A 24,957-nucleotide genomic window follows, 5' to 3' on the forward strand; every position below is an offset into this window, starting at 1 on the left:
CGGCTCAGGAGAGGCGTGAAACGGGGTGTGAACGGCGCATGTTCGCGCCTGGTTTGAGCCCTTAATCAGGCTCCGAATGTGTGGACTCCGAACGCGTGGACGCCAAATGCATGGCCCCTAACGCGTGGATCCCGAATGCGCTGCCACAAAGCGTGCGGTAAGCGCGGCACGAACCCGTGCTGCGTCGAGATGATAGTGACACAGTTCGACACCGTCGCAGACCAGAACCGGCACCAGTTCGTTATAACGGGCTTCCAGCACCGGATCGGTGTCAATGTCGATCACGACCACCTGCGCGCCGAACTCAATCAGCAAAGGCTCAAGTGCGGCACGCATGTCGTCGCACAAGTGGCACCACGCGCGCCCGTAAAGCGTGAGCGGCGCCACCCGCGTCATTTCTGGGCGCTGCGCGGGCGAACCGGCACGAATTGCGTGTTCTCGCCGCGACGAACCAGCAGCGCGACCATCTTCTGCGAGTCGAGGTGCGAAATCACGTCGTCGAACTGTTTCGCACTGGTGATATCGGTATCGCCCACACGCAAGACGATGTCGCCCTTTTGCAGTCCGACGCGCACTGCCGGACCGTCTACCGCGTCGATCTGCACACCGTTGTGCAACTTCAGCGCCTTCATCTGATCAGCCGGGATATCGCTAACGGCCAGACCCAACGCGTTCGTGGCGCGCTGCTTCGGCACTGCCGGCTTTTTATCATCCGCCTTGGTGGTCTTGTCCGGCTGCATCTCGGCAATCGTGACCGGCAGATCGCGCGTCTGACCCTTGCGCCAGACCGTAACGGTCGATTTGGTGCCCGGCTTCGTGTCGCCGACCATGCGTGGCAGATCCGTTGCCGTGTCGACCGAATGACCATTGAACTTCAGGATGATATCGCCCGGTTGCACGCCCGCCTTGTCCGCCGGGCCGCCCGGTTCGACACTGCTGACCAGCGCGCCCTGCGCCTTCGGCAGACCGAGCGAATCGGCGACGTCCTTCGTTACTTCGCCAATCGCCACCGCGATCCGGCCGCGCACGACCTTACCCGAGGTTTTCAGCTGATCGGCCACGCGCATCGCCTCGTCGATCGGAATCGCGAACGAGATACCCATGAAGCCGCCTGTACGGCTGTAAATCTGCGAATTGATGCCGATCACCTCGCCCTGCATATTGATCAGCGGACCGCCTGAATTCCCCGGATTGACGGCCACGTCGGTCTGGATGAACGGCAGATAATCGCCCGTATCGCGCCCCTTGGCGCTGACGATACCGGCCGTCACCGTGTTCTCAAGACCGAACGGCGACCCGATCGCGACTACCCATTCGCCCACGCGGACCTTGTTAGAGTCACCGATTGTGATGGTCGGCAAATTGGCGGCGCTGATCTTCACAACCGCTACATCGGTCCGATCGTCGACGCCGATCAGTTTGGCCTTGAACTCGCGCTTGTCGGTGAGGGTGACATAAATGGTATCCGCGTCGTCCACAACGTGCGCGTTGGTCATCACGTAACCGTCCGCCGACAGAATGAAGCCGGAGCCGACGCCACTGTTCTGTTCGGCATCGCTGTTATCTGGCGAGTCCTGGCTGCCGCCGCTACCGCTCCCACCGTTATCGCCACCGCGCGGCGTGCCGGGAGAACCGGGTGATTGCGGCGACTGCGGCAACGGGATGCCAAAGAAGCGACGGAAAAACTCCGACATATCGCCGTCGTCCATGCCTGGCGGCAATCCGCCACGGACACCGCTGTTTGACACCCGTGTGGTCGTGCGAATGTTGACGACGGCTGGGCCAACCTTGTCGACGAGGTCAGTGAAGTCGGGCAGATTGGCTGCTGCGGGAGCCGCCGACGCCGTGTGCGGCATGAGCGGCAAACACGCCACTACCACCGCGGCCGCGAGGAATTTGCGCACCGAGAAAGTCGTCATATCGTAGCAAGCCGAGGGATTCGAGTGATTCGGAAGATTACTTCGGAGCTTTATATTCTATGGCAGACGCAAATTGCTGCAATGTGGTCTGGGGCACTTCACCAAGCAGAGTAATCCAGAAGTCGCCACGCCGCTTGACTAGCACGTGCGTGGCGCCGCTGCTCCCCGCGCCTTCCTTGCGGGTGTTGTTCTCGACCGGCTCGACGAACACCGAAATGGCCGCGAGGCCGTCGGAGAATACCGCCTGATCGACCGGAATGGTCGGCTGGCCCGCGTCCCGCGCAGCCATGGGGCGACGCAGTTCGCGAATCTTGTGGAAGCCCGGCACAGTCGGCGTGATTTGCCAGCCTTGCGCGGCCATATCAACCGGCTCGACCGGTGGACGCACTACCGTCCAGCCCGTCAAATTACGAATGCCGTTGGCGATGGCGGCCTTGTCGACCGGCACACCAATGCGAATCTGCGAAAACGATAGCTGTTCGAGCACCTGGCCGTTCGGGTCAAGCGTCTGCGCGCGCAGCAGCAGGCCCGTTTTCTTGTCGGCCCACAGCTTGTAAGCAAAGCGGTATGCGTCTTTCGGGTCGAGCTCGATCACCTGGCTGTCGATACCCGCGACGCGGTCGTCGCCGAGCAGCTTCGGCTCATATACGGACAGCACCTGCTCGCCGCTTACGGCCAGCAGCGCAGGGAACGAATCCTTGTTCTGGCGCTTCTCGACCACGCACAGATGCCGCTCGGGCACGAACGTGTAGAGGTCCTCGTTGTGGCGAAGCATTTTGCGCGGCTTGCCGTCGAGGCTTTCGAGTTGCTCGAATTCACCGTCCGTGCGGGTCGCGTAGTGCGCGATCCGCGACGTCTGCACGAAGTTGCCGCGCTGATAGACGAATGCGCCCTCGTAGTTCTGCTGCTGGGCGGCCTGATGGATTCGATCGAGCAGCTCCGCGGCCGTGCGACGGGCGACGAGCGGATCGTCGGTTTGTGCAAAGACCCGCGGTGTAGCGGACAACAATACGGCTGCGCAGAATAAAAATGCCGGCAGCCGCCCCCAGATAGTCGTTTTAATCAACCGCGGAGTCTGCATCAAACTATTGGCCTTGCGTAGAAACTGCGGCAGCACGAATCAGCGGCATCGAGCCCGGCATGACCGGTTGTTGCGCGAATTGCTGGTGAGCTTCCAGATACTGATCGAGACTTGCGTCACGAATGATGTTGGCGTCTTGCGCGATGGGCTGGACCGTCGCGACAGGCACCGATGCCATGGCCACACGCTGCAGCGAATCACCGTGCGACTGGAGCGACGCGACTTGCGCGACCCCCGGGCCACCCGGCACGCCTTGCAGTTGCGGCACGACTATCCACGTCAGCGTGGCGGCGGCTGCGGCAACAGCAAAAGCCGGCACAACCCGGCGGCGCAGCGCCAGCAAACGGCGCGCAACCGGCATGGCGGCAGGTGCGAGCACGTGTGGCTCATTGTCGAAACGTGCGGCAAAACCGCTCAGGAACGCGCTGCTCGCCGCCGGGCTGACCGCCAGATCGTCAGAACGCAGCGCGTCGCCGATCAGGTGATAGCACGACCAGGCGGCACGATCCTCGCCGTCCAGTTCGGAAACAAACGTGTTCAGATGCTCTTCGCCGAACAACTCGCCGTCGACAAAAGCGGACAGACGCTCGCTGCGCGAGCTGGCTTGCGATTGCATCGAGACCGACCCCATGATGCTCCCCATCTTACGAATACCCCGTAGTGACACCACTAATCCAGATATTGCACCCGCGCCCCGCCCGGCGGACTGGTGTTTACCAGCGCTTGCCTTCAGGTGTGTCAAGCAACGGACGCAATTTTGCCGCAATGGCTTCGCGAGCGCGGAAAATTCGTGATCTGACTGTGCCAATTGGGCAACCCATCATCTCAGCGATTTCCTCATAGCTCAAACCTTCAATTTCACGAAGAGTAATGGCGGTGCGCAACTCTTCCGGTAAAACCGCCATCGCAGCATTGACCGTCTCGGCGATCTGCTTGCTCATCAACATCGACTCAGGCGTGTTGATATCCCTTAGTTGGTCGGCGTCCGAGAAAGTTTCAGCTTCTTCAGCATCTGCTTCGGTCGAAGTCGGCGCGCGCCGCCCTTGGGTCGCAAGATAGTTCTTAGCCGTATTGACGGCAATCCGGTACAACCAAGTATAAAAGGCCGAATCCCCGCGAAACTGCGGCAACGCCCGGTACGCCTTGATAAAGGCGTCCTGGGCGACGTCCTCCACTTCGGCGGGGTCGCGCACGAGGCGCGAGATCAGCCGGAGAATCTTGCGGTGGTATTTGGAGACCAGAAGCTCGAACGCGGCCTTGTCGCCCTTCTGGACGCGTTCGACCAGCAACTGATCAATTTCTTTTTCGCTCACCTGATAAATCCGTTAACTATAGGGCGCATGGCGGGGGACCATTGTAGCGTCCCCATCATCGCGGCACGTTACTCCGGTAACAGCGGTTACAGTCGTTACAGTCACGCACCGGCGCCACGCCGGCCCAACACGGCAAGCTCCCGGAAAACGGGCGCGGGAAGCGCGTCGGCGGCAAGAAGTAGTGTGCGGGGGCGGCCATGGGCCGGCACCAGCGCCAGAACGAGCAGGCGGCCACTCCATTGCGAACAGCCGGCAATGCGGCCCTGCGCCAGCAAACTTCCCGCGCGGTTCCAGGCAGACAGACCATCCGGGCCGATTTTCAGCGCGACGGGCTGCGCTTGCTCATGTTTTACCGCACACAGCGTCAACAGCACCCAAACGGCAAGCGTCAACGGCGCCGCCTGCCACGCACCCAGATGCGACGCGAAACAGCGATAGGCGGCCAACGTCGCGATCAGGATGAATACCCCTAAAGCGGCGCGCATGGCAACGGAGCGCCGCAACGTAATCCGTTGCGACGCTCCGCCGGGCGTTGCCGATTCGAGAGAAACCGCCGGACAAGCTGGCGGTTCAGGCTGACAGTTCACCAAACGATCGGGCAATCAGGCGCGCTTGAAAACGAGCGTGCCGTTCGTGCCACCGAACCCGAACGAGTTCTTCAGCGCGATATCGATCTTCATCTCCCGCGCGGTGTTGGCGCAGTAATCGAGATCACAGGCCGGATCCTGATTGAAGATGTTGATCGTCGGCGGCGATATCTGATGATGCACGGCCAGCACAGTGAACACGGACTCCAGACCGCCGGCGCCGCCCAACAGGTGACCCGTCATTGACTTGGTCGAATTCACGACCATGTCTTTGGCGTGATCGCCAAAAGCGCGCTTGATGCCGGTGGTTTCAGCCAGGTCGCCCAGCGGCGTGGACGTGCCGTGCGCGTTCAGGTAATTCACCTGATCGGCGTTAACGCCCGCGTTTTTCAGCGCGGCCAGCATGCAGCGGCGTGCGCCGTCGCCGTCTTCCAGCGGAGCGGTCATGTGATAGGCGTCACCGCTCATCCCGTAACCGCTGACTTCGGCGTAAATCTTCGCGCCGCGCGCCTTCGCGTGCTCGTACTCTTCGAGCACCATCACACCGGCGCCCTCGCCCAGCACGAAACCATCGCGATCCTTGTCCCACGGACGGCTCGCCGTTGCCGGATCGTCATTGCGTTGCGACAGCGCACGCGCCGCCGCAAAGCCGCCGACGCCGAGCGGCGACACGGTCGATTCGGCGCCGCCCGCGATCATCACGTCGGCGTCACCGTATTCGATCAGCCGCGAAGCCTCGCCGATACAGTGCAGACCCGTGGTACATGCGGTCACGATGGCCAGATTCGGACCTTTGATGCCGAACTTGATCGACAGATGCCCCGAGATCATGTTGATGATCGAGGCGGGCACGAAGAACGGCGAAATACGGCGCGGGCCGCGATTCAGCAATTCGGTCTGCGTGTTTTCAATCATCGGCAAGCCGCCGATGCCCGAACCCACCACCACGCCGATGCGCTCCGAATTCTCGTCGGTGACTTCGAGGCCGCTGTCCTGCATCGCCTGGATGCCGGCTGCGACGCCGTAGTGGATGAACGTATCCATGTGGCGCGCTTCCTTACCGGGGATGTAGTCCTCGATATTGAAGCCCTTCACCTCGCCGGCGAAACGAGTCGAAAAGTTCGACGCATCGAACTTCGTGATATTGGCAATACCCGACTTGCCGGCGACCAGATTGGCCCAGCCGTCGGCAACATTATTGCCAACAGGCGAAATCAGCCCCAGGCCTGTAACAACAACACGACGGCGGCTCACGGTAACCCCTTTTTCATAGATGACAAAAGCAAAAGCCACAGCGGCCACAGGAACTTGCCCTGTGTGCCCTGTGGCTGTTTATCTCGGCAATCGCGCGGAAACTTGCGCGTCAGCATCGCTGGCTCCTGCACGGCAAAAAGCGCCAACCCTGCTGGTGCCGGGAACCGGCACGGCAGGGCGTCATACGCCGCCAACGCAGAAACGCAGGCGCGAATGACTTTAGGCCTTGACGTTCGCGCGAGCGTAGTCGATCGCTTGCTGAACGGTGGTGATCTTCTCGGCTTCTTCATCCGGAATTTCCATGCCGAATTCGTCTTCGAGGGCCATCACGAGTTCAACGGTGTCGAGCGAGTCGGCGCCGAGGTCGTTCACGAACGAAGCTTCGTTCTTGATCTCAGCTTCTGCAACGCCCAGTTGTTCTGCGACGATCTTCTTGACGCGCTGTTCGATATTGTCCATTACCCCTCCAAGGGAAAAGAAGTTCAAAAATACAGGTGCGCGCATTTTATCAGGTTTGACCCGGCAAAAAAGCGGCGCATCGGGTTCCTGTCAAGGCATGCGCCTTACGCTTTTGCAAATGCATCAAGGCGCGGATAGTAACCGAATTTGGTTACGACATGTACATTCCGCCGTTCACATGCAGTGTCGTGCCGGTGATATACCCTGCTTGCGGCGACGCGAGGAACGCCACGGCGTGCGCGATATCGTCCGGACTGCCAAGGCGGCCGAGCGGAATCTGCGTCTTCAGCGCGGTTTGCTGCTCTTCCGGCAGGGTCTTGGTCATGTCGGTGTCGATAAAGCCCGGCGCGACGCAATTCACCGTGATACCGCGGCTGCCGATCTCGCGCGCGAGCGCGCGTGTCATGCCCGCGACGCCCGCTTTCGCGGCTGCGTAATTGACCTGGCCCGGGTTGCCGGCCGAGCCGACCACCGACGTGATGTTGATGATACGGCCGCCCTTCGCCTTCATCATCGGACGCAACACCGCGCGCGACAGACGGAAGACCGACTTGAGATTGGTGTCGATCACCGCGTCCCAGTCGTCGTCTTTCATGCGCATGGCGAGTTGATCCTGCGTGATCCCGGCATTGTTCACCAGCACGTGCAGCGCGCCGAATTCCTTCACGGTGCCGTCGATCAACGCTTCGGCCGCGGTGGCGTCGTTCACGTTGAGCACCGCGCCGCGGCCGTTCACGCCGGCCGCATTGAAGGCCTCGCTAATCGCGGCCGCGCCGCTTTCGCTGGTTGCCGTACCGATCACCGTCGCGCCCTGGCGCGCCAGTTCCATCGCGATCGCACGGCCAATGCCGCGCGACGCGCCCGTCACGATTGCGATCTGCTTGTCGAGAGTCTTTTCCATCTGTCAGTCCGGATGCCCTTTCGGAGGGCTGATTGATTCTTGAGGTCGGGCCTGGCGCCCTTGCTTGCGCCCTATGAAGCGGCGTTCAGCCCGCCGTCACAAGCTTGAGTGTTTCTTCGAGTGAAGCCGGATCGAACACCGAGGCGCCGACCAGATTGCCGTCGATGCGCTTCGTCAAGCCCGCAAGGACCTTGCCAGGACCGCACTCGATCACGTGCGTGACGCCTTGCGCCGCGATCGCCTGGACGCTTTCGACCCAGCGCACCGGACCTGCCGCCTGCCGCACCAGCGCGTCCTTGATCTTTGCCGGCTCGTTGACCACGGCGACGTCGACATTGTTGATCACCGGAATCGACGGTACCTGCACATCGACGCTAGCCAGATACTCGCGCAACTGATCCGACGCCGGTTTGAGCAGCGACGAGTGGAACGGTGCGGAAACTGGCAGCGGCAGCGCACGCTTTGCGCCCTTCGCCTTCGCGACTTCGCAAGCCTTTTCGACTGCCGCCTTGTGCCCCGCGATCACAACTTGCGCCGGCGCGTTGAAATTCACCGCTTCAACGACACCCGCGACCGACGCTTCAGCGCAAACCGCGCGCACCGCGTCATCATCGAGGCCGAGAATCGCGGCCATGCCGCCGACGCCGACCGGCACCGCGGTTTGCATGGCTTGCGCACGAAAACGCACGAGCGGCACAGCATCGCGAAACGCGATCGCGCCCGCCGCGACCAACGCGGTGTATTCGCCAAGGCTATGGCCGGCGACGATGGCCGGCTTCGGGCCGCCCGCCTGCAACCACGCGCGATAAACCGCATACGCGGCGGTCAGCATAACGGGCTGGGTATTGGTGGTGAGGTTCAGATCTTCGACGGGGCCTTCGGCGATCAGCTTGCCGAGGTCCTGATTGAGCGCGTCGGAGGCTTCCTGAATCGTCTCACGCACGATCGCGTGATCGGCGAATGCGTTGAGCATGCCGACCGACTGCGAACCTTGCCCAGGAAAAACGAACGCAAATTTCATATCGTCCCCAAAATCGATGTTGTCAGATGTGGGTGGCGCGCCCGGTTGGTAGTGAGCGCGCTCAAGCGCAGCCGAGCGCCGCGAAAAGCGCTCGCGGTAACGTCGCCGCTATCAGTAGCGGATAACCGACGCGCCCCACGTGAAGCCGCCGCCCACGCCTTCGATCAGCACGTTCTGGCCGCGCTTGATGCGGCCGTCGCGCACCGCGACGTCGAATGCGAGCGGAATGGACGCAGCCGACGTATTGCCGTGTTCGCCCACCGTGACGACCATGCGTTCCTGCGGCAAGCCGAGCTTACGGCAGGTGCTTTGCATGATGCGGATATTGGCCTGATGCGGAATCAGCCAGTCGATTTGATCGGCCGACAGATTCGCTTTGGCGAGCGCCTCGACCGCGACCTTTTCGAGCACATTGACCGCGAGCTTGAACACAGCCTGCCCGTCCATATGCAGGAAGGCGCTGCCTTCGATCACGCCGCCGTTCACATTGCCCGGCGTGCAGAGAATGCTCGAATGACTGCCGTCGGCGTGCAGAGCGCTTGCCAGCACGCCCGGTTCTTCGGACGCCTGCAGGATCACTGCGCCCGCCCCGTCGCCGAACAGCACGCAGGTGGTGCGATCCTTGAAATCGAGAATGCGCGAGAAGGTTTCAGCGCCGATCACGAGCGCCGTGCGATGCTGGCCGCCGCGAATCAGACTGTCCGCCATCGCCACCGCGTAAGCAAAGCCGGAACAGACGGCCTGCACGTCGAACGCGGCGCCATGGTTCTTGATGCCGAGCTTGTTCTGCAACAGGCACGCGGTACTCGGGAACACAAAGTCAGGCGTGGAGGTTGCGACGATGATCAGATCGATGGATTGCGGATCGATATCGGCCGCTTCGATCGCGCGCTGCGAGGCGATCAGCGCCAGATCGCTGGTGGTGACATCAGGTTCGGCGAAGTGCCGCGCATGGATGCCCGTGCGGGCTACGATCCATTCGTCGCTCGTCTCAACGCCCTCTCTGGCAAGACGTTCAGCCAGATCCTGATTGGTGACGCGTCCGGGTGGCAGATAGCTGCCAGTTCCCAGCACGCGGGAATAAATTGTCGATTGAGCCATTATGCCTTCGAGGATTGCGCAGCGTAGGGCTCGGCCGGCTGGCCTGCGATCGGGCTTGCCTGACCCGCACCGCTCGCGTCGCGCGCCGCCTGTTCCAGAGAACTCGCGTTCTCTTCCATTGCTCGCGCAAGGCGTTCCAGCACGCCGTTTTTGACGGCATCATACCCGCGTTTGATGGCCCACTCAAACCCATAGGCATCCGCCGAGCCGTGGCTCTTGATCACCAGCCCGCGCAGGCCCAGCAATGCGGCCCCGTTGTATTGCCGATGATCGACGCGTTTCTTGAAACGCATCAATACCGGCAAGGCGAGCACCGCCATCACCTTGGTGAGCCAGGAACGGCCGAACTCTTCCTTGATGATGTCGTTGAGCATCTGCGCGAGGCCCTCCGACGTTTTCAGCGCGACATTGCCGACAAAACCGTCGCAGACGATCACGTCAACCGTGCCCTTGAAGATGTCGTTGCCTTCAACGTTACCGTGAAAGTTAAGTGTACTCGCGCGCAGCAGTTCGCCGGCACGTTTGATGGTGTCGTTGCCCTTGATGACTTCTTCGCCGATGTTGAGCAGGCCGATAGTGGGCCGCTCCTTGCCTTCGAGCGCGGACACGAGCGCGTGCCCCATCTCCGCGAACTGCAGCAGATGCTGCGGCTCGCAGTCGACGTTGGCGCCCAGATCGAGCATCGTCGTGTAGCCAGTGGGATTGGGCATTGCAAACGCGATGGCCGGGCGTTCGATGCCCGACAGCGTTTTCAGCACATAGCGCGAAACCGCCATCAGCGCGCCCGTGTTGCCGGCGGAAATGCAGGCCTGCGCCTCGCCTTCCTTGACGCGGTTCAGCGCCACGCGCATGGAGGAGTCTTTTTTTTTGCGCAGCGCGACTTCGACCGGATCGTCCATGGCGACGATCTCGGAAGCAGGCACGACGGTCAGCGCCGGCAGGTCCTGAGCCTTCAACTTCTTTAGCTGCGCGCGAATCGCAGTTTCAATGCCGACGAGCAGTAGCTCAGCATCGGGATGCGAACGAACGAAGTTGACGGCAGCGGGAACGGTCACGGATGGGCCGTGGTCGCCTCCCATGCAATCTATCGTGAGCTTTACTGTCATGGAGTGCGACGAATTTCAGGCGCCCTGCATGGGATCGCAGCAAGCGCTAAAGCACCAACTGCGATCGACACAAAAAAGCGGCAATTGAATGCCGCCTTTTTGCCGAGCCGGGAAAATATCAAGCGAGCTGATCGCCACGCGAAACGCCAAGGGGCGCAACGCAGTGAGACGATTAGTCGTTCTTCGTTTTGATGACTTTCTTACCGCGATAGTAGCCGTTCGGGCTAACGTGATGACGCAGATGCACTTCGCCCGTGCTCGGCTCCACGGCCAGCGGCGCTGCCGTCAGGAAATCGTGCGAACGGTGCATACCGCGCTTGGACGGCGACTTCTTATTTTGTTGAACTGCCATGACTAACTCCTAAAAATTTTCCGAATTCTAACACAGCCCGGCCCGGTGTCCGCCATCGACCGAATGGCCAATGCGCCCGAATCGCGCTCCCATGCAACTGTTCAATGCTTCTTGTCGCCCGGCTCACCGCGCTTGAGACTTTCGAGCGCCGCAAACGGATTGGGCCGCTCGGGCTCACCGCCCTCAGCAGCTTCGTCCGGCGCGGCCTCGTCGCCCTCGCCCTCTGCTCCGGCCACACCAGAGACGAGGCTCTCGTGCACTTCGGGACACATCTCATGCTTGGGCACGAGCGGCAAGGAAAGCAGCAACTCTTCTTCGATCAAGTCGATGAGATCGAACTGGCGCGAGCCCACGATCACCTCGACTTCATCCTCGTCGAGCGGAAACTCTTCGGCTTCCGCCTCAGTGTTGACGATCCGGTAAGTTGCATCGACATTGAACGCCTGCAGATACGGTGTCATGCACCGCTGACATTCGAGCCATGCGGCACCATGAATCGCCAGCCTCAAATAAGGCTGCGGACCCTCGGCGCCGTCGTCCTGCAATTCCGGCTGCGTCGCCCCTTCGGCTTGCCAGGTGAACGTGGTATCACGGTCTGGCGCTTCTGCCGGGACTTCGTTTAACATGCGCGGCAGTTGCGAGACGCGCACGACACCCGCGGCCTGACGCCCACTCCGCGCAAATTCGAACAGATCGATATCGTGCGGGTCGGACAGACCAGCAGGGTTGCCAGGATGTTGAGTCATGTGCGCTCCTGCGTCGGCAAGGATTTCGCCGGGGGTAAATCGGTTTGCAAAGTAGCCCGCGAACTTCAGACGAACTTCAGAAAAAGGCCCGCTCGCTCAATAGCATACCGATGAAAAGCCCGAAATCATATCCGTTTTGTCTTTTCGAGTCAAACACTTAAGCCCGTACACGCGCGAATTCCGCGCAAGCCCGTACGACCCGCCTCTCTAGCCGTTGGTTGCACATGCCAGATCCCCTCAACCGCCCGCCCCGCCTGATTCTGGCGTCGAGCTCCCCTTATCGTCGCGAGTTGCTCGAGCGCCTGCGCATTCCGTTCGATGTCGTCGTGCCGGCGATCGACGAAATGCCGCTCGCCGGCGAAACGCCCGAAGTGACTGCCCTGCGCCTTGCAGAAGCAAAAGCCCGAGCAGTGGCCAAGGGACTTGGCGCCAACGAGGCCGCGCTCGTCGTCGGCTCAGATCAGGTGGCCACCTACGACGGCCTGCAGATCGGCAAGCCCGGCACGCACGACAAGGCGCTCGCCCAACTGCAGGCAATGCGCGGCCGCGAAGTGCTGTTTCATAGCGCACTGTGCCTGTTCGACAGTCGTTCGGGGGCAGCGCTTGCCGCCGACGTCATCACCCGCGTGCAATTCCGCGACCTGCCGGATGCCGCGCTGGACGCCTATCTGCGTGCGGAAACACCATACGATGTGGCGGGCAGCGCCAAATCCGAAGGCCTCGGCATCGCGCTGCTCGAAGCCATTCATTCGGACGACCCGACCGCACTGGTCGGGCTGCCGTTGATCGCACTGTCGCGCATGTTGCTCGCAGCGGGCTATCCACTTCTGGGGGCGCAATGAGCGGCACCTTATATCTGATCCCGAACACGCTCGGTGAAGGCGATGCCGACGCCCTCGACGCAGTCCTGCCCGCGCCAGTGCGCGCCCGCGCGGCGTCGCTCAACTATTACATCGGCGAAAACGCGAAAACCACCCGCGCCTTCCTGAAGAAGGTCGGCACCGAAACGCCGATCCAGGAAATCGAAATTCGCGAGTTGAACGTCAATACGCCGGCCGGCGAGATCGACAAACTGCTCGCGCCTTTGCTGGCGGGCACGGATGCCGGTTTGGTGTCCGAAGCCGGCTGTCCGGCGGTCGCCGATCCGGGCGCTCTGCTGGTGCGCCGAGCGCATGAGCGCGGCGTGAAGGTCGTACCGTTTGTCGGACCGAGTTCGATCCTGCTCGCACTGATGGCTTCCGGCCTGAATGGCCAGAGTTTTGCGTTCCACGGCTATCTGCCGGTCGACGCCACCGAACGGGCCAAGCGCCTGCGCGACCTCGAACAGCAGTCACGCAAGAGCAAGCAAACGCAGATCTTTATCGAGACGCCGTACCGGAATCGCGCGCTGCTCGATACGTTGCTGGCGACGTGCGCGCCGTCCACGTTAGTCTGCGTCGCCGTCGATCTGACTCTGGAAACGGAAACCATCGCCAGCCGCACGGTGGCCGACTGGAAAAAGAAACCGGCTATCGATCTGCACAAGCGCCCGGCAATTTTTCTGATCCTCGCCGTCTGATCGCTGCTGCGCCTCAAACCGGTCAACTTGCCGATTGCTCGCTGTTTAACAGCGAAAAAACAAAAAAGCCCCGCGCGATCAGCACTCGATCGCGCGGGGCTTTTCCGTAATAAGTATTAAATCAGCGCAGACTCATCTTCCCGCCGAGCGCCATCGCGTGAACGGCGCCACTGCCGACTGCCGCGCCGAACTTGCGCGCCACGCGGTCCGTAATGCTTTCCTTGACCGTATAGTCAACGATATCCGGCGCCTTGAAGAGATCGCGCGCGACGTAATCCGCGTCGCCGAAACCGTCAGCCAACCCCAGCTCGACACTCTTCTGACCGGTCCAGAACAGGCCTGAGAACATGTCCGGCGTTTCGTGCAGACGCTTGCCGCGACCCTGACGCACCGCGTCGATGAACTGCGCGTGAATCTGATCGAGCATGTCCTGCGCATGTTCGTCCATCTTCGGCGTTTCCGGCGAAAACGGATCGAAAAAGCCCTTATTCTCACCCGACGTGTGCAGACGGCGCTGAATCCCCAGCTTATCCATCAGACCGGTGAAACCGAAGCTGTCCATCAGCACGCCAATCGAACCGACGATGCTCGCCTTGTCCACGTAAATCTTGTCTGCCGCCGCAGCCGCGTAATAGCCGCCCGAGGCGCACATGTCGCCGACTACGACATAAAGCGGGATCGACGGATACTTGGCGCGCAACCGGCGAATCTCGTTGTAGATAATGCCCGCCTGCACCGGGCTGCCGCCCGGGCTGTTACAACGCAGAATCACGCCCGCCGTACCGGCATCGTCGAACGCGCTTTCCAGGGCGGTGTTGATATCTTCCGCGTTCGCATTCGTATCAGCGGAGATTTCGCCGTCAAGTGTCACCATGGCCGTATGCCGACCTGTGGTCGAGACCTTGTCGCCGGAGAAATCGAACGCGCCCCATACCGCCAGCAGCAAGACGATCAGGAACACAAAACGAAAGAAAATCTTCCAGCGGCGCGCCGCGCGCTGCTCGGTAATTGCCGCAAGCGCGATGCGCTCGAGCGCGGCACGCTCCCAGCCCGGCTCATCGGCAGGCGTGCGGGGGCGGCCTGTCAGGGACGGTTCCTTCGGTTCGGGAGTCAAATTGTCGGACATGCGGTGCAGTGGAAAGGTCGAAGAAGAGAAAAATCAGGGGGTGGCCGGACGTAATTCGCCGTCCGGTAGCCAGAACACGGCGCGGCCTTCAGGTGTATCCCGTTCGTCGACCTGAACAGGACGCAATCGGCCGCCGCGGCACGGGCCACCAACGCATTTGCCCGTATCAGGCGCGTAAATCGCGCCATGGGTGGCGCACATCAAGTATAAACCGGACGATTCGAAGAACTGCCCTTCGGCCCAGTCGAGCTCCATCGGCACGTGAGCGCAACGGTTCAGATAGCCGTATGCACGGCCATCATAGCGAACAAAAAATACCACGACGTCGCCGCCGCCAAGCCAGGCCGCATGCCGCACGCCCGCGCCGCCGTCGACCAGTTCTTCGGACGCGCAAATGCGAACCGCTTCCGTCGCCGCCTCGGTCATACCCGTACTCACGCGTTCTCTCGCAGCCAGCCGGACAGGTCTGTCACGCTGGCGGCGACGAATTTCGGCGACAAAGCCGTCAACGAGCCAGCAGGATGCGCGCCGTATGTGACGCCAATACCCGCGACGCCGGCGTTGATCGCCATCTGCAGATCGTGCGTCGTATCACCCACCATCACCGTACGACCCGGATCCTGCCCCAGTTCACGCGTCAGCTCGTGCAGCATGGCCGGATGCGGTTTCGAGAAGGTTTCATCCGCACAGCGGGTGCCGTCGAACAGGCTCGTCAGCCGCGACTGGTCGAGCGCGCGGTTCAGCCCGACGCGGCTCTTGCCGGTCGCCACCGCCAGCAGATAACCCTGATCGCGCAATTCCTGCAGCATCTCGCGCACGCCGACGAACAGCTCGGTGGTCTGATCCTTCACTAAATAGTGGAAGCGATAGCGCTCCGCCAGACGCGGGTAATCTGACGGATCGAGCGTGGGTGCCGCGATTTGCAGCGCGTCGCGCAGGCCGAGGCCGATCACATAGCTGGCGGCCTCATCGGCGGGAACCGGCAGACCGAGATCGCGGCATGCCGACTGGATGCTGCGCGTGATGTGCGCGGTCGAATCCATCAACGTTCCGTCCCAGTCAAAGACGATCAGATCAAATTGCTCTCTAGCCATGCGGTGTCGTCTCCGGGTTTGACCCACTTCGTGATTCACGTAATTCATTGAGCTGCGCGACGAAACTGCGGCATTCGGCCGGCAGCGGCGCCTCGAACTGCACGGACTCGCCGGTTGCCGGGTGTGTCAGCTTGAGACGGTATGCGTGCAGGAACATGCGCTTCAGGCCCGGCTTGGCGTTCGCGCGGGCCAGCGCCTTGTTCAGCGCGAAGTCGCCGTATTTGGCATCGCCGACGATCGGCAGTTCCAGATGCTGCAAATGGACTCGAATCTGATGCGTGCGGCCGGTCTTCAGTTCCGCCTCGAGCAGCGCGTACTCCGGCCAGCGGTCGATCAGATTGAAAACCGTGTGCGACGCAAGGCCATCGGCCTGGACGCGCACACGCCGTTCGCCGTCCGCGGTCAAATACTTGTGCAGCGGTTCCTTGACCGCACGGCGGCGGCCCCAGTCGCTCGCCCACTCACCGTGGACGCACGCATAGTAGCGCTTATCCATCTTGTTCTCGCGAATCTGCTCGTGCAGATTGACCAGCGCGGAGCGTTTCTTGGCGAGCATCAGGATGCCGGACGTCTCACGGTCCAGCCGATGCACCAATTCGAGGAATTTCGCCTGCGGCCGCGCTTCGCGCATCTGTTCGATCACGCCGAACGCAACACCGCTGCCCCCGTGGACCGCCACGCCGGCCGGTTTGTCGATCACGAGCATGTGCTCGTCTTCAAAAATAATTCTGAAATCGGCGCTCGGCACCGGCGCCTGAGCGATCGCTTCGTTCGGTTGAGCGACGCGAATGGGCGGCACGCGCACCAGATCACCCAGCTCGAGGCGGTACTGTGCGTCAATCCGGCCCTTATTTACGCGTACTTCCCCGCTGCGCAGGATGCGGTAAATATGGCTTTTCGGCACGCCTTTACAGACGCGCAACAGGAAGTTATCAATGCGCTGTCCGGCCGCACTGTCGTCGATCTCGATCATCGAGACCTGGTCGCTTGCGACCGATTTCTGGGATATTTTGCCTAACTCTTTCATTATGAATATAATTTGCCCAGCAGTCTGCGGCGGCCGGCGCAGTGTCCGGAATTCGGGCGGATTGCGCAGGCGCAAGCGATAAACCGTTATTTTACTTGCGCCGGGGTCTGGTTGCTCACCCTGAAAATGAGATGCAACATGTTGCACGCACGAGGTCGGTACCCGGCAGGGACGGCGCCCACAGGCGCGTTCGGTCAAGGTCAGCTTCGACGGTAACGGAATTTTGGTGAAAAAGAATTTAACTTTCAGCTTCGGTATCGGGCGGTCTGACGCCCTGCTGGTTGAAGCTGCGAGTTGCGAAAATACGGCGTGCGCCCGAGGCGTCTTGTAGAAAGTACAAGACATGGCGACGTCAAAATGAGGCGAGACACCCCCAGCGAGAAAAGACGCGCCGACTGCGCGAACTTCCCGCTGCGGCATGACCGCAGCCTTCGACCCTCCGGTCACGCGCCCAGTTGGCGCACCGGCGCGAGTGGACGAAAGGCTTATGAAGGTCTGCTGGCAGAACCCGCGGCGTGTCGGGTCGTTATTTGAAGCCGTGTTCGCATGTGCCCTGCGGCACCGTGCCCATTTTTCAATGGGGCCGGGCCCTCTCAGGCAATTCTCCCGCCATTTTTCCCGCTCCAGCGTGCTTGTGAAAACACAATAAGGCGCGGCATGCCGCTGTCCGCCTGGCTCTCGCGACTGACAACCGCGCAGCCAGGGGCCAGGCTAAGCCGCTCTGGAGCCGTTCAATGAAACGAATGTTGTTCAACGCGACGCAGCAGGAAGAACTGCGCGTTGCCATCGTCGATGGGCAAAAACTCATCGATATCGACATCGAAACCGCCGGGCGCGAACAGCGCAAAGGCAATATTTACAAGGGCATCATCACCCGCATCGAGCCTTCGCTCGAAGCCTGCTTCGTCAACTACGGCGAAGACCGCCACGGCTTCCTGCCGTTCAAGGAAGTCGCCCGTCAGTATTTCCGCGACGGTGTCGACATGCGCTCCGCGCGCATCCAGGACGCCCTGAAAGAAGGTCAGGAACTGATCGTCCAGGTCGAAAAGGAAGAGCGCGGCAACAAGGGCGCAGCCCTCACCACCTTCATCTCGCTCGCCGGCCGGTATCTGGTATTGATGCCGAACAACCCGCGCGGCGGCGGTGTGTCGCGCCGGATCGAAGGCGACGACCGTCAGGAACTGCGCGAAACCATGGCGCAACTGCAATTGCCGGAAGGCATGAGCATCATCGCGCGCACGGCCGGTATTGGCCGCAGCGCCGAAGAGCTGCAGTGGGACCTGAACTACCTGATGCAACTGTGGCGCGCCATCGAGGCGGCGTCGCAAAGCGGTTCGAGCGGTCAGCCGATGCTGATTTATCTCGAATCGAGCCTGGTGATCCGTGCGATTCGTGACTATTTCCAGCCGGATATCGGCGAAATTCTGATCGACACCACCGAAATCCATGACCAGGCCCGTGCCTTCATGGATATTGTGATGCCGGACAATGTCAGCAAGGTGAAGCGGTATCACGACGACGTGCCGCTGTTCTCGCGCTTCCAGATCGAACACCAGATCGAAACCGCGTACTCGCGCACGGTGCCGTTGCCTTCGGGCGGCGCCATCGTGATCGACCACACGGAAGCCCTGGTCGCGATCGACGTGAACTCGGCGCGCGCCACCAAGGGCGCCGACATCGAGGAAACGGCGGCACGCACCAACCTCGAAGCCGCCGACGAAGTAGCCCGCCAGTTGCGCCTGCGCGACCTGGGCGGCCTGATCGTGATCGACTTCATCGACATGGAATCGGCCAAGAGCCAGCGTGAAGTCGAGCAACGCCTGAAAGACGCCTTGAAGCACGACCGTGCGCGCGTCCAGATGGGCAAGATCTCGCGCTTCGGCCTGATGGAACTGTCGCGTCAACGTCTGCGTCCGGCTCTGTCGGAAGGCAGCCACGTGACCTGCCCGCGCTGTAACGGCACGGGCCACATCCGCGATACCGAATCGTCCGCGCTGCAAGTGCTGCGGATCATTCAGGAAGAAGCGATGAAGGAAAACACCGCGGCAATCCATTGCCAGGTGCCGGTCGAAGTGACCGCCTTCCTGTTGAACGAAAAGCGCGCGGAAATCAACAAGATCGAGTCGCGTTTCAAGGTCAACGTTGTTCTGATCCCGAACAAGCACCTCGATACGCCGCACTACAAGCTCGAGCGCCTGCGTCACGACGATGCACGTCTCGACGAGCCGCGCGCCTCGTGGAAGATGGCCGAGGAAGCCGCCCGCGAACTGGAATCGGAAACCGGTTACAGCAAGCGCGCCGAAGAAGTGAAGCCGAAGCAGGAAGCCGCGGTCAAGGGCATCACGCCGGAGAAGCCGGCACCGAGCGCGCCGGTCCGTCCGGCAACCCCGGCTCCGGTGGCCGTCACCCCGGCCAGCGGTGGTTTTATCGGCTGGCTGAAGAATTTGTTCGGTATGCAACCGGCCACGCCGGCACCTGTCGCACCGGCTACGACCGAAAAGCAGGCGCGTCCGCAACGCGGCGAACGCACGGAGCGCGGTGAGCGCACCGGCGAACGCGGCGGCGATCGCAACCGCAATCGCCGTGGCGGCGCAGGAACACGCGATGCAGCGGGCCGCGGCGAAGGCACGAGCGGCGCTCGTCCGGCTCAAGGTCAGCAGCCGTCGCAACGTCGCGAAGAACGCGAACCGCGTGAAGGGCGTGAGGCACGCGAAGGTCGTGAGCCGCGCGAAGCTCGTGAATCGCGCGAGCCGCGTGGTACCCGTGAACCGCGTGAGGCCCGTGAAGGCCGCGAACCGCGCGAGGCTCGTGAGCCGCGTGAAGGTCGCGAGGGCCGCGAAAACCGCGACCGCGACAATCGCGGCAGTGACCGTGCGGAAACCGTTGACGGCGCACCGCGCGCCGAACGTGGCGAGCGTCAGGAACGCGGCGAACGCCGTGAACGTGGCGAGCGTGCTGAACGTGGCGAACGCCGCAAGCAGCAGCCGGAAGCAGCCGAGGCACTGACGCAAACCGACGCGCAAACGGCGGAAGAACTGGTGCAAAACCAGACCGCCCTGGGCGAAAACGGTGCACCGGTCGATCAGGAAGCAGTGGCGCGTGAAGGTGAAGAGCGCCGCCGCCGCCGTCGCGGCCGTCGTGGTGGCCGTCGTGAGCGTGAAGAAGACGTGAACGGCAACCTGGCCGCGGACGTCGCGGAAGCTGAAGGCGACACTGCCAATGTGACCGACGAAGCGCCGGTGCGCACCGCGCATCAACCGGTCGAGCACAAGGCAGAAGTGAGCGAAGTCAGCGCAGTCAAGCCGGTGGAAGTGGTTGTCGCTGCAGTCGCGACGCAAACCGCCGTCGTCAGCGAACTGCATGCTGCAGCCGAAACGCCGGTTCTGGCAGTCGAACAGGCCGCGACGACGGAAACGGCTGTGCTGATTGCAGAAACGCCCGTTGCGCCAGTCGCATCGGTTGCGGTCGAGCAAGCCGTGGAAGCACCCGTGGCGCAAGCCGCTGCGGCGCCGATCGAAGCTGCGCCTGTCGTCAGCGAGACGGTTTCGCTCTTCGAACCGGTTGCTCATGCTGAAGCTCCGGTTCAAGCGCCGCACGAAGCTCGCGTCGAAGCCCCCGCTGAAGCGCGGGTCGAAACGCCGGCAGTGACCCCGGCCGTGGAAACACAAGCTGCACCGGTCCCGGTAGAAACCGTGGCTCCGGCAGCAGTGGTCGAAGCTCCGGCCGTCCAGCCGACACGGCAAGCTGATATCTTCGAAACGCATCCGGCCGTTGCAGACGTTGCGCCGGCAGCTGAAGCGATCGTTGAACCGGCAGCAGTCGCAGCCGCGCCGCAGGCACCGCGCAGCGCCGCTGTGTCGGCGGAAGCCCTGAAGCCGGTGCTGGAACAGGCCGGTCTCGTCTGGGTGAACACCGATGCCGACAAGCTGCGCTCTGCGCAGGAAGCGGCAGCGCAAACGGTCAAGCCGGTTCGCGTGGGTCGCGAGCGTAAGGCGTTGCCGCCGGTCGAAACCGCGCCGATGCAAATGGTGGAAACCGGTAAGCACCCGCAGTAAGCGAACCGCCTCCATGCAAAGAAGCCCGCCCTCACCGGCGGGCTTTTTTCGTTTTATGGACATCGCGCGCCAATCCGATCACCGGCTGCATGTCACTCCCCATATACCCGGACGGCTTCTACAGGCCGGCAGCGGCCGGGTGCATTTCCGCTAGAATGAAGATCTAGGTTCCAATCGCAGCACGGGTCAGAGCACCTAAGCAGCCCAAAACGAAGCATCAAGCGAAGCAATTCATGTCCCGACGCATCATCCCTGTTGCCGATCTCAGCGCGGTGCCGGTCATTTCCGGCCGCGTGCAGGCGCCCAGCGGCGCGCTGCACGACACGCTGGCGCGCCCGCTGCGCGATCTGCGCATCTCGGTGACGGATCGTTGCAATTTCCGCTGCGTCTACTGCATGCCGCGCGCGGTGTTCGACAAGGATTACGCGTTCCTGCCGCATAGCGCACTGCTCAGCTTCGAAGAAATCGAACGGTTGGCGCGGCTCTTCGTCGCACACGGTGTCGAGAAAATCCGCCTGACGGGGGGCGAGCCGCTGCTGCGCAAAAATCTGGAATTCCTGATCGAACGGCTCGCGCGACTCACCACGCCGGAAGGCCGCCCGCTCGACTTGACGCTGACCACCAATGGCTCGCTGCTGGAGCGCAAGGCGCGCGGCCTGAGAGACGCCGGCCTGACCCGCGTGACGGTGAGTCTCGACGCGCTCGACGACACCCTGTTTCGCCGCATGAACGACGCCGACTTTTCGGTCGCCGACGTACTGGACGGGATCGCCGCAGCCCACGCGGTGGGGCTCGCGCCGGTGAAGGTCAATATGGTCGTCAAGCGCGGCACCAACGACGGCGAAATCGTACCGATGGCGCGTCACTTTAAAGGCTCGGGCACGGTACTGCGCTTTATCGAGTACATGGACGTGGGGACGTCGAACGGCTGGAACATGACCGAAGTGCTGCCTTCCGCCGATGTCGTGACGCGCATTGCCGGGCATTTCCCGCTCGCGCCGCTCGAAGCGCACAGCGCAGCCGAGACCGCCCAGCGCTGGGGTTACGTGGACGGCGGCGGCGAGATCGGTGTGATTTCGAGCGTGACACGCGCGTTTTGTGGCAGTTGCACGCGCGCGCGTCTGTCGACGGAAGGCAAGCTGTACCTGTGCCTGTTCGCGTCGTCCGGTCACGATCTGCGCGCGTTGCTGCGCAACGGCGCGAGCGACGCCGATATCGCCACCGCCGTCGCCGAAATCTGGCAAGGCCGCGGTGATCGTTATTCGCAATTGCGTGGCAGCGGCGCGGCCGCGCCGCGCGAGCAGGACGGCCGCCGCGTGGAAATGTCGTACATCGGCGGCTAAAACGGCCAATCCCATGAGCCCGACACGCGAACACATCACCGGCCTGGTCCTCGCGGGTGGACGCGGCATGCGCATGGGCGGCGTCGACAAGGGACTGCAAACGCTGCACGGCGAGCCGCTTGCCGCCCACGTACTGAAACGGCTCGCGCCACAAACCGGCGCCCTGCTGATCAGCGCCAATCGTCACCCTGACGTCTACAGCGCGCTCGGCGCGCCGTTCGGCGCCACGGTGCTGGCCGATACGGTGCCCGGGTTTCCCGGCCCCCTGGCCGGGCTGCTCGCCGGGCTGCGCGCGGCCGGCACCGCGTATGTGCTGAGCGCGCCCTGCGATACGCCCGGCTTGCCCGCCGAACTCGCCGAACAGCTCGTACAGGCACTCGAGTCGAATCAAGCCGATATCGCCACCGTCACGACCACCGACGCCGAAGGCCACATCTCGCTCCATCCCGTGTTCGCGTTGCTGCACACGCGTCTCGCAGACGACCTGGCCGCCTTTCTGGACGCCGGTGAGCGCAAGGTCCGCGCGTGGTACGCGCGCCACAAGACGGTCGAAGTCGCCTTTGCCGACGAGCGCGCGTTTTACAATATCAATTCGTTACAAGAACTCGCCGACCTGCAGCGTTGCTGAGGCCCGGTTGAAATCCTGCTCCGGCCGCACGGCAACAGCCAGCCGCGCCCGCCTCCGGTCGCGACGCTCAGCCCTCCATGACCACGCTTAACGAATTTTCCCGCTGCGTCGCGCAGTACGATCCTCACGCGCTACCTGTTTCGGCCGCCCAGGCGATCGTCCGCCAATGGGCGACGCCCGTCACGTCGGTCGAACGCGTGCCCTTGCGCGATGCGCTAGACCGGGTGCTGGCGGCCGACATCGTCTCGCCGATCGACGTCCCTTCGCACGACAACTCGGCGATGGACGGCTACGCGTTCAATCGCGCCGCACTGGCAGTGAACCAATCTACGGTCGATTTGACGATCGCCGGCAAAGCGCTGGCCGGCCATCCGTTCGTGGGCCACGTCGGCACGACACAATGCGTGCGTATCATGACGGGCGCTTGCATGCCGGCTGACTGCGACACCGTCGTGCCACAGGAACTTGTCGAGCGCAGCGCCGATTCCCTCTCGATCCGTTTTGCGGCCAACGCCGTGCGGCCCGGCGCCAACCGGCGCCTGGCCGGCGAAGACCTCGCCCGCGGCCATGTCGCGCTACGCGCCGGCCGCATCATGCGTTCGTCGGATCTCGGCCTGCTGGCTTCGCTCGGCATTGGGGAAATCAGCGTACGGCGGCGCTTGCGCGTCGCATTTTTCTCCACCGGCGACGAACTGCGCTCGCTCGGCGAGCCGCTCGACCCGGGTTCGGTGTACGACAGCAACCGCTACACACTGTTTGCGATGCTCCGGCGCCTGAACATGGATACGTTGGATCTCGGTGTGGTGCGCGACGAACCGGCCGCGCTCGAAGCCGCGTTGCGCAGCGCCGCGGCCAGTGCCGACGTGGTGTTGACCTCCGGCGGCGTCTCGGTGGGCGAGGCGGATTTCACCAAGCAATTGTTGCAGACGTTCGGCGACGTCGCGTTCTGGAGTCTCGCAATGCGTCCAGGCCGGCCACTCGCCTTTGGCCGCGTCTGGTCCGGCGATCATCCGGGTCTCGGGCTGCCCGCGCTATTCTTTGGCTTGCCGGGCAATCCAGTGGCCGTGATGGTGACGTTCTACCAGATCGTGCGCGAAGCGCTGCTGCTGATGTCCGGCGCGACGCCGCAGGCACTGCCGCTGTTGCGCGCCGCCAGCCGCCAGCTCATTCGCAAGCGCGCGGGGCGCACGGAGTACCAGCGAGGTGTCGCCGGGCAGGATGCGCGCGGTCAATGGCATGTCACGCCAACCGGCTCACAAAGCTCCGGCGTGCTGAGTTCGATGAGCGAAGCAAATTGTTTCATCGTTCTCGGGCACGATGAAGCCGATATTGCCGAGGGCGAGCACGTCGATATCATGCTGTTCGACGGTCTCATCTGACGCCTGACGGAACGCTTGCATCGCGGCTTTTTTGCAACCTCGTCTGCAATCTCTTTTGTAACCTCTTTTGCGCCCTGATTTTCAGCCTCACCCATTACCACTCCGACACACGGGTTCGACTTACATGAAAAAACAGATCTCGTTCATTGCACCGGGACAAACCGCCAAAGCGCTTATCCTCGTGTACCTGACATTCTCGGTGCCGATCGTGCTGCTCGGCGTGCTGGTGGCGTTCATCCGCTACGGCTCGGTCGAGCTGAGCACCGTGTTCAGCGCGCTGCTGCTGAACGCGATTCTCGGCTTCATCCTGCTGTGGATTGCATGCCACGCGTACAACTGGGTGGCCTCGCGCTTCGGCGGCATCGAAATTCAGCTCACCGACGCGCCGGAAGAAGCGTAATGCCTGTGACGATCCGTGCCGCGACGCCTGAAGATACCGGCGCGATCTTCGCGTTGACGTACGAACTGGCCGAGTTCGAAAGCCTCACGCACGTGTTTACCGCGACCGAAGACGGTTTGCGCGACGCCCTGTTCGGCATGCGGCCCTCGGTCGAAGCGCTCGTGGCGGAAAACGAAGGACGCATCGTCGGCTATGCGCTGTTCTTCCACAATTACTCGAGCTTCGCCGGCAAGCGTGGGCTGTATCTCGAAGATGTCTACGTTCAACCAGGCCAGCGCGGCAGTGGGCTAGGCGCCGCGATGCTCGCCCGGCTGGCGGCGCTGGCAGTCGAGCGCAAATGCGCGCGCTTTGAATGGACCGTGCTCGACTGGAACAAGCAGGCCATCAGCTTCTATGAGAAGCTGGGCGCGAAGGTCATGCCGGATTGGCGTGTCGTGCGCCTGACGGGCGATGCGCTCGAACAGTTAGCCGCAACGGCTGGCTCCTGAGTCGGGGCCGCGGCGGCTT

General features: G+C 62.5%; 26 protein-coding genes. 8 read left to right on the top strand and 18 right to left on the bottom strand.

Annotated features, from left to right (window positions below):
* Nucleotides 1–117 precede the first annotated feature (117 nt).
* The 14 genes from PQR67_RS06805 to PQR67_RS06870 form a co-directional block, all read right to left on the bottom strand.
* Nucleotides 118–396 carry a glutaredoxin family protein gene (locus PQR67_RS06805; protein WP_408456171.1) on the bottom strand — a complete coding sequence of 93 codons (279 nt, stop codon included), beginning with the start codon at nt 394–396 and terminating at the stop codon, nt 118–120.
* Nucleotides 393–1,919 (bottom strand): DegQ family serine endoprotease, encoded by a 1,527-nt coding sequence (locus PQR67_RS06810; RefSeq protein ID WP_408456173.1) that lies wholly within the window; start codon nt 1,917–1,919, stop codon nt 393–395. The genes PQR67_RS06805 and PQR67_RS06810 overlap by 4 nt, the downstream gene beginning before the upstream one ends.
* Before the next feature lie 37 nt (nt 1,920–1,956).
* Nucleotides 1,957–3,000, bottom strand: coding sequence for a MucB/RseB C-terminal domain-containing protein (locus PQR67_RS06815; RefSeq protein ID WP_408456176.1), 1,044 nt, complete (start codon nt 2,998–3,000; stop codon nt 1,957–1,959).
* Nucleotides 3,001–3,004: 4 nt separating this feature from the next.
* On the bottom strand, nt 3,005–3,631 hold the full coding sequence (locus PQR67_RS06820) for a sigma-E factor negative regulatory protein (protein WP_408456178.1): 627 nt from the start codon (nt 3,629–3,631) through the stop codon (nt 3,005–3,007).
* Nucleotides 3,632–3,713: 82 nt separating this feature from the next.
* Nucleotides 3,714–4,313 carry an RNA polymerase sigma factor RpoE gene (gene rpoE / locus PQR67_RS06825; RefSeq protein WP_408205998.1) on the bottom strand — a complete coding sequence of 200 codons (600 nt, stop codon included), beginning with the start codon at nt 4,311–4,313 and terminating at the stop codon, nt 3,714–3,716.
* A gap of 101 nt (nt 4,314–4,414) precedes the next feature.
* Nucleotides 4,415–4,798 carry a hypothetical protein gene (locus PQR67_RS06830; RefSeq protein WP_408456181.1) on the bottom strand — a complete coding sequence of 128 codons (384 nt, stop codon included), beginning with the start codon at nt 4,796–4,798 and terminating at the stop codon, nt 4,415–4,417.
* 117 nt (nt 4,799–4,915) lie between these two features.
* Nucleotides 4,916–6,154, bottom strand: coding sequence for a beta-ketoacyl-ACP synthase II (gene fabF / locus PQR67_RS06835; RefSeq protein ID WP_408456183.1), 1,239 nt, complete (start codon nt 6,152–6,154; stop codon nt 4,916–4,918).
* Between the two features lie 219 nt (nt 6,155–6,373).
* Complete coding sequence (gene acpP, locus PQR67_RS06840; RefSeq protein ID WP_004197638.1) at nt 6,374–6,613, bottom strand: acyl carrier protein; 240 nt, start codon at nt 6,611–6,613, stop codon at nt 6,374–6,376.
* Nucleotides 6,614–6,764: 151 nt separating this feature from the next.
* Complete coding sequence (gene fabG, locus PQR67_RS06845; protein ID WP_408456185.1) at nt 6,765–7,514, bottom strand: 3-oxoacyl-ACP reductase FabG; 750 nt, start codon at nt 7,512–7,514, stop codon at nt 6,765–6,767.
* Between the two features lie 85 nt (nt 7,515–7,599).
* Nucleotides 7,600–8,535: an ACP S-malonyltransferase gene (fabD, locus tag PQR67_RS06850; protein ID WP_408456187.1), complete on the bottom strand. Its 936-nt coding sequence runs from the start codon at nt 8,533–8,535 to the stop codon at nt 7,600–7,602.
* 111 nt (nt 8,536–8,646) lie between these two features.
* Complete coding sequence (locus tag PQR67_RS06855) at nt 8,647–9,636, bottom strand: beta-ketoacyl-ACP synthase III (protein ID WP_408456189.1); 990 nt, start codon at nt 9,634–9,636, stop codon at nt 8,647–8,649.
* Nucleotides 9,636–10,742: a phosphate acyltransferase PlsX gene (gene plsX, locus PQR67_RS06860; RefSeq protein WP_408456191.1), complete on the bottom strand. Its 1,107-nt coding sequence runs from the start codon at nt 10,740–10,742 to the stop codon at nt 9,636–9,638. Before plsX ends, PQR67_RS06855 begins: the two co-directional genes overlap by 1 nt.
* A 172-nt stretch (nt 10,743–10,914) precedes the next feature.
* Complete coding sequence (rpmF, locus tag PQR67_RS06865; protein ID WP_047844776.1) at nt 10,915–11,094, bottom strand: 50S ribosomal protein L32; 180 nt, start codon at nt 11,092–11,094, stop codon at nt 10,915–10,917.
* 101 nt (nt 11,095–11,195) lie between these two features.
* Nucleotides 11,196–11,840: a YceD family protein gene (locus PQR67_RS06870; RefSeq protein ID WP_408456195.1), complete on the bottom strand. Its 645-nt coding sequence runs from the start codon at nt 11,838–11,840 to the stop codon at nt 11,196–11,198.
* Between the two features lie 224 nt (nt 11,841–12,064).
* On the opposite strand from PQR67_RS06870, the gene PQR67_RS06875 reads away from it, so the two are divergent.
* Nucleotides 12,065–12,682, top strand: coding sequence for a Maf-like protein (locus PQR67_RS06875; RefSeq protein WP_408456197.1), 618 nt, complete (start codon nt 12,065–12,067; stop codon nt 12,680–12,682).
* Nucleotides 12,679–13,398 carry an SAM-dependent methyltransferase gene (locus PQR67_RS06880; RefSeq protein ID WP_408456199.1) on the top strand — a complete coding sequence of 240 codons (720 nt, stop codon included), beginning with the start codon at nt 12,679–12,681 and terminating at the stop codon, nt 13,396–13,398. Before PQR67_RS06875 ends, PQR67_RS06880 begins: the two co-directional genes overlap by 4 nt.
* A 121-nt stretch (nt 13,399–13,519) precedes the next feature.
* Here PQR67_RS06880 and PQR67_RS06885 read toward each other — a convergent pair whose 3' ends face one another.
* The 4 genes from PQR67_RS06885 to PQR67_RS06900 are packed head-to-tail and all read right to left on the bottom strand — an operon-like array spanning nt 13,520 to nt 16,645.
* A complete protein-coding gene (locus PQR67_RS06885) occupies nt 13,520–14,524 on the bottom strand; it encodes a S49 family peptidase (protein ID WP_408456201.1) in 1,005 nt (334 codons plus the stop codon).
* Between the two features lie 33 nt (nt 14,525–14,557).
* Nucleotides 14,558–14,950: a Rieske (2Fe-2S) protein gene (locus PQR67_RS06890; RefSeq protein ID WP_408456550.1), complete on the bottom strand. Its 393-nt coding sequence runs from the start codon at nt 14,948–14,950 to the stop codon at nt 14,558–14,560.
* Nucleotides 14,951–14,958: 8 nt separating this feature from the next.
* Nucleotides 14,959–15,618, bottom strand: a complete 660-nt coding sequence (locus PQR67_RS06895; protein ID WP_408456203.1) for an HAD-IIIA family hydrolase — start codon at nt 15,616–15,618, stop codon at nt 14,959–14,961.
* Nucleotides 15,611–16,645, bottom strand: a complete 1,035-nt coding sequence (locus PQR67_RS06900; RefSeq protein ID WP_408456552.1) for an RluA family pseudouridine synthase — start codon at nt 16,643–16,645, stop codon at nt 15,611–15,613. The genes PQR67_RS06895 and PQR67_RS06900 overlap by 8 nt, the downstream gene beginning before the upstream one ends.
* Before the next feature lie 734 nt (nt 16,646–17,379).
* Between PQR67_RS06900 and PQR67_RS06905 the strand changes: the two genes are divergently transcribed.
* The 6 genes from PQR67_RS06905 (at nt 17,380) to PQR67_RS06930 (ending at nt 24,938) form a co-directional block, all read left to right on the top strand.
* Nucleotides 17,380–20,700, top strand: a complete 3,321-nt coding sequence (locus tag PQR67_RS06905) for an Rne/Rng family ribonuclease (RefSeq protein WP_408456205.1) — start codon at nt 17,380–17,382, stop codon at nt 20,698–20,700.
* Between the two features lie 233 nt (nt 20,701–20,933).
* The gene (gene moaA / locus PQR67_RS06910) at nt 20,934–22,043 is read left to right on the top strand and encodes a GTP 3',8-cyclase MoaA (protein WP_408456207.1); all 1,110 of its coding nucleotides are present in this window, start codon (nt 20,934–20,936) and stop codon (nt 22,041–22,043) included.
* 13 nt (nt 22,044–22,056) lie between these two features.
* Nucleotides 22,057–22,671, top strand: coding sequence for a molybdenum cofactor guanylyltransferase MobA (gene mobA, locus PQR67_RS06915; protein ID WP_408456210.1), 615 nt, complete (start codon nt 22,057–22,059; stop codon nt 22,669–22,671).
* Between the two features lie 77 nt (nt 22,672–22,748).
* Nucleotides 22,749–24,050: a molybdopterin molybdotransferase MoeA gene (moeA, locus tag PQR67_RS06920; RefSeq protein ID WP_408456212.1), complete on the top strand. Its 1,302-nt coding sequence runs from the start codon at nt 22,749–22,751 to the stop codon at nt 24,048–24,050.
* 124 nt (nt 24,051–24,174) lie between these two features.
* Nucleotides 24,175–24,450, top strand: coding sequence for a hypothetical protein (locus PQR67_RS06925; RefSeq protein ID WP_054036190.1), 276 nt, complete (start codon nt 24,175–24,177; stop codon nt 24,448–24,450).
* Nucleotides 24,450–24,938: a GNAT family N-acetyltransferase gene (locus PQR67_RS06930; protein ID WP_408456215.1), complete on the top strand. Its 489-nt coding sequence runs from the start codon at nt 24,450–24,452 to the stop codon at nt 24,936–24,938. Before PQR67_RS06925 ends, PQR67_RS06930 begins: the two co-directional genes overlap by 1 nt.
* The last annotated feature ends 19 nt before the right edge of the window (nt 24,939–24,957 follow it).

It is taken from the genome of Paraburkholderia fungorum, from assembly GCF_046026025.1.
GTDB classification, from domain to species: Bacteria; Pseudomonadota; Gammaproteobacteria; order Burkholderiales; family Burkholderiaceae; genus Paraburkholderia; species Paraburkholderia fungorum_E.

What these genes read in the sequence shown, in the direction of transcription:
- PQR67_RS06805 (WP_408456171.1), bottom strand. Translation starts at nt 396, where the DNA reads ATGACGCGGGTGGCGCCGCTCACGCTTTACGGGCGCGCGTGGTGCCAC.
- PQR67_RS06810 (WP_408456173.1), bottom strand. Translation starts at nt 1,919, where the DNA reads ATGACGACTTTCTCGGTGCGCAAATTCCTCGCGGCCGCGGTGGTAGTG.
- PQR67_RS06815 (WP_408456176.1), bottom strand. Translation starts at nt 3,000, where the DNA reads ATGCAGACTCCGCGGTTGATTAAAACGACTATCTGGGGGCGGCTGCCG.
- PQR67_RS06820 (WP_408456178.1), bottom strand. Translation starts at nt 3,631, where the DNA reads ATGGGGTCGGTCTCGATGCAATCGCAAGCCAGCTCGCGCAGCGAGCGT.
- PQR67_RS06830 (WP_408456181.1), bottom strand. Translation starts at nt 4,798, where the DNA reads ATGCGCGCCGCTTTAGGGGTATTCATCCTGATCGCGACGTTGGCCGCC.
- acpP (WP_004197638.1), bottom strand. Translation starts at nt 6,613, where the DNA reads ATGGACAATATCGAACAGCGCGTCAAGAAGATCGTCGCAGAACAACTG.
- fabG (WP_408456185.1), bottom strand. Translation starts at nt 7,514, where the DNA reads ATGGAAAAGACTCTCGACAAGCAGATCGCAATCGTGACGGGCGCGTCG.
- fabD (WP_408456187.1), bottom strand. Translation starts at nt 8,535, where the DNA reads ATGAAATTTGCGTTCGTTTTTCCTGGGCAAGGTTCGCAGTCGGTCGGC.
- PQR67_RS06855 (WP_408456189.1), bottom strand. Translation starts at nt 9,636, where the DNA reads ATGGCTCAATCGACAATTTATTCCCGCGTGCTGGGAACTGGCAGCTAT.
- plsX (WP_408456191.1), bottom strand. Translation starts at nt 10,742, where the DNA reads ATGACAGTAAAGCTCACGATAGATTGCATGGGAGGCGACCACGGCCCA.
- rpmF (WP_047844776.1), bottom strand. Translation starts at nt 11,094, where the DNA reads ATGGCAGTTCAACAAAATAAGAAGTCGCCGTCCAAGCGCGGTATGCAC.
- PQR67_RS06870 (WP_408456195.1), bottom strand. Translation starts at nt 11,840, where the DNA reads ATGACTCAACATCCTGGCAACCCTGCTGGTCTGTCCGACCCGCACGAT.
- PQR67_RS06875 (WP_408456197.1), top strand. Translation starts at nt 12,065, where the DNA reads ATGCCAGATCCCCTCAACCGCCCGCCCCGCCTGATTCTGGCGTCGAGC.
- PQR67_RS06880 (WP_408456199.1), top strand. Translation starts at nt 12,679, where the DNA reads ATGAGCGGCACCTTATATCTGATCCCGAACACGCTCGGTGAAGGCGAT.
- PQR67_RS06885 (WP_408456201.1), bottom strand. Translation starts at nt 14,524, where the DNA reads ATGTCCGACAATTTGACTCCCGAACCGAAGGAACCGTCCCTGACAGGC.
- PQR67_RS06890 (WP_408456550.1), bottom strand. Translation starts at nt 14,950, where the DNA reads ATGACCGAGGCGGCGACGGAAGCGGTTCGCATTTGCGCGTCCGAAGAA.
- PQR67_RS06895 (WP_408456203.1), bottom strand. Translation starts at nt 15,618, where the DNA reads ATGGCTAGAGAGCAATTTGATCTGATCGTCTTTGACTGGGACGGAACG.
- PQR67_RS06900 (WP_408456552.1), bottom strand. Translation starts at nt 16,645, where the DNA reads ATGAAAGAGTTAGGCAAAATATCCCAGAAATCGGTCGCAAGCGACCAG.
- PQR67_RS06905 (WP_408456205.1), top strand. Translation starts at nt 17,380, where the DNA reads ATGAAACGAATGTTGTTCAACGCGACGCAGCAGGAAGAACTGCGCGTT.
- moaA (WP_408456207.1), top strand. Translation starts at nt 20,934, where the DNA reads ATGTCCCGACGCATCATCCCTGTTGCCGATCTCAGCGCGGTGCCGGTC.
- mobA (WP_408456210.1), top strand. Translation starts at nt 22,057, where the DNA reads ATGAGCCCGACACGCGAACACATCACCGGCCTGGTCCTCGCGGGTGGA.
- moeA (WP_408456212.1), top strand. Translation starts at nt 22,749, where the DNA reads ATGACCACGCTTAACGAATTTTCCCGCTGCGTCGCGCAGTACGATCCT.
- PQR67_RS06925 (WP_054036190.1), top strand. Translation starts at nt 24,175, where the DNA reads ATGAAAAAACAGATCTCGTTCATTGCACCGGGACAAACCGCCAAAGCG.
- PQR67_RS06930 (WP_408456215.1), top strand. Translation starts at nt 24,450, where the DNA reads ATGCCTGTGACGATCCGTGCCGCGACGCCTGAAGATACCGGCGCGATC.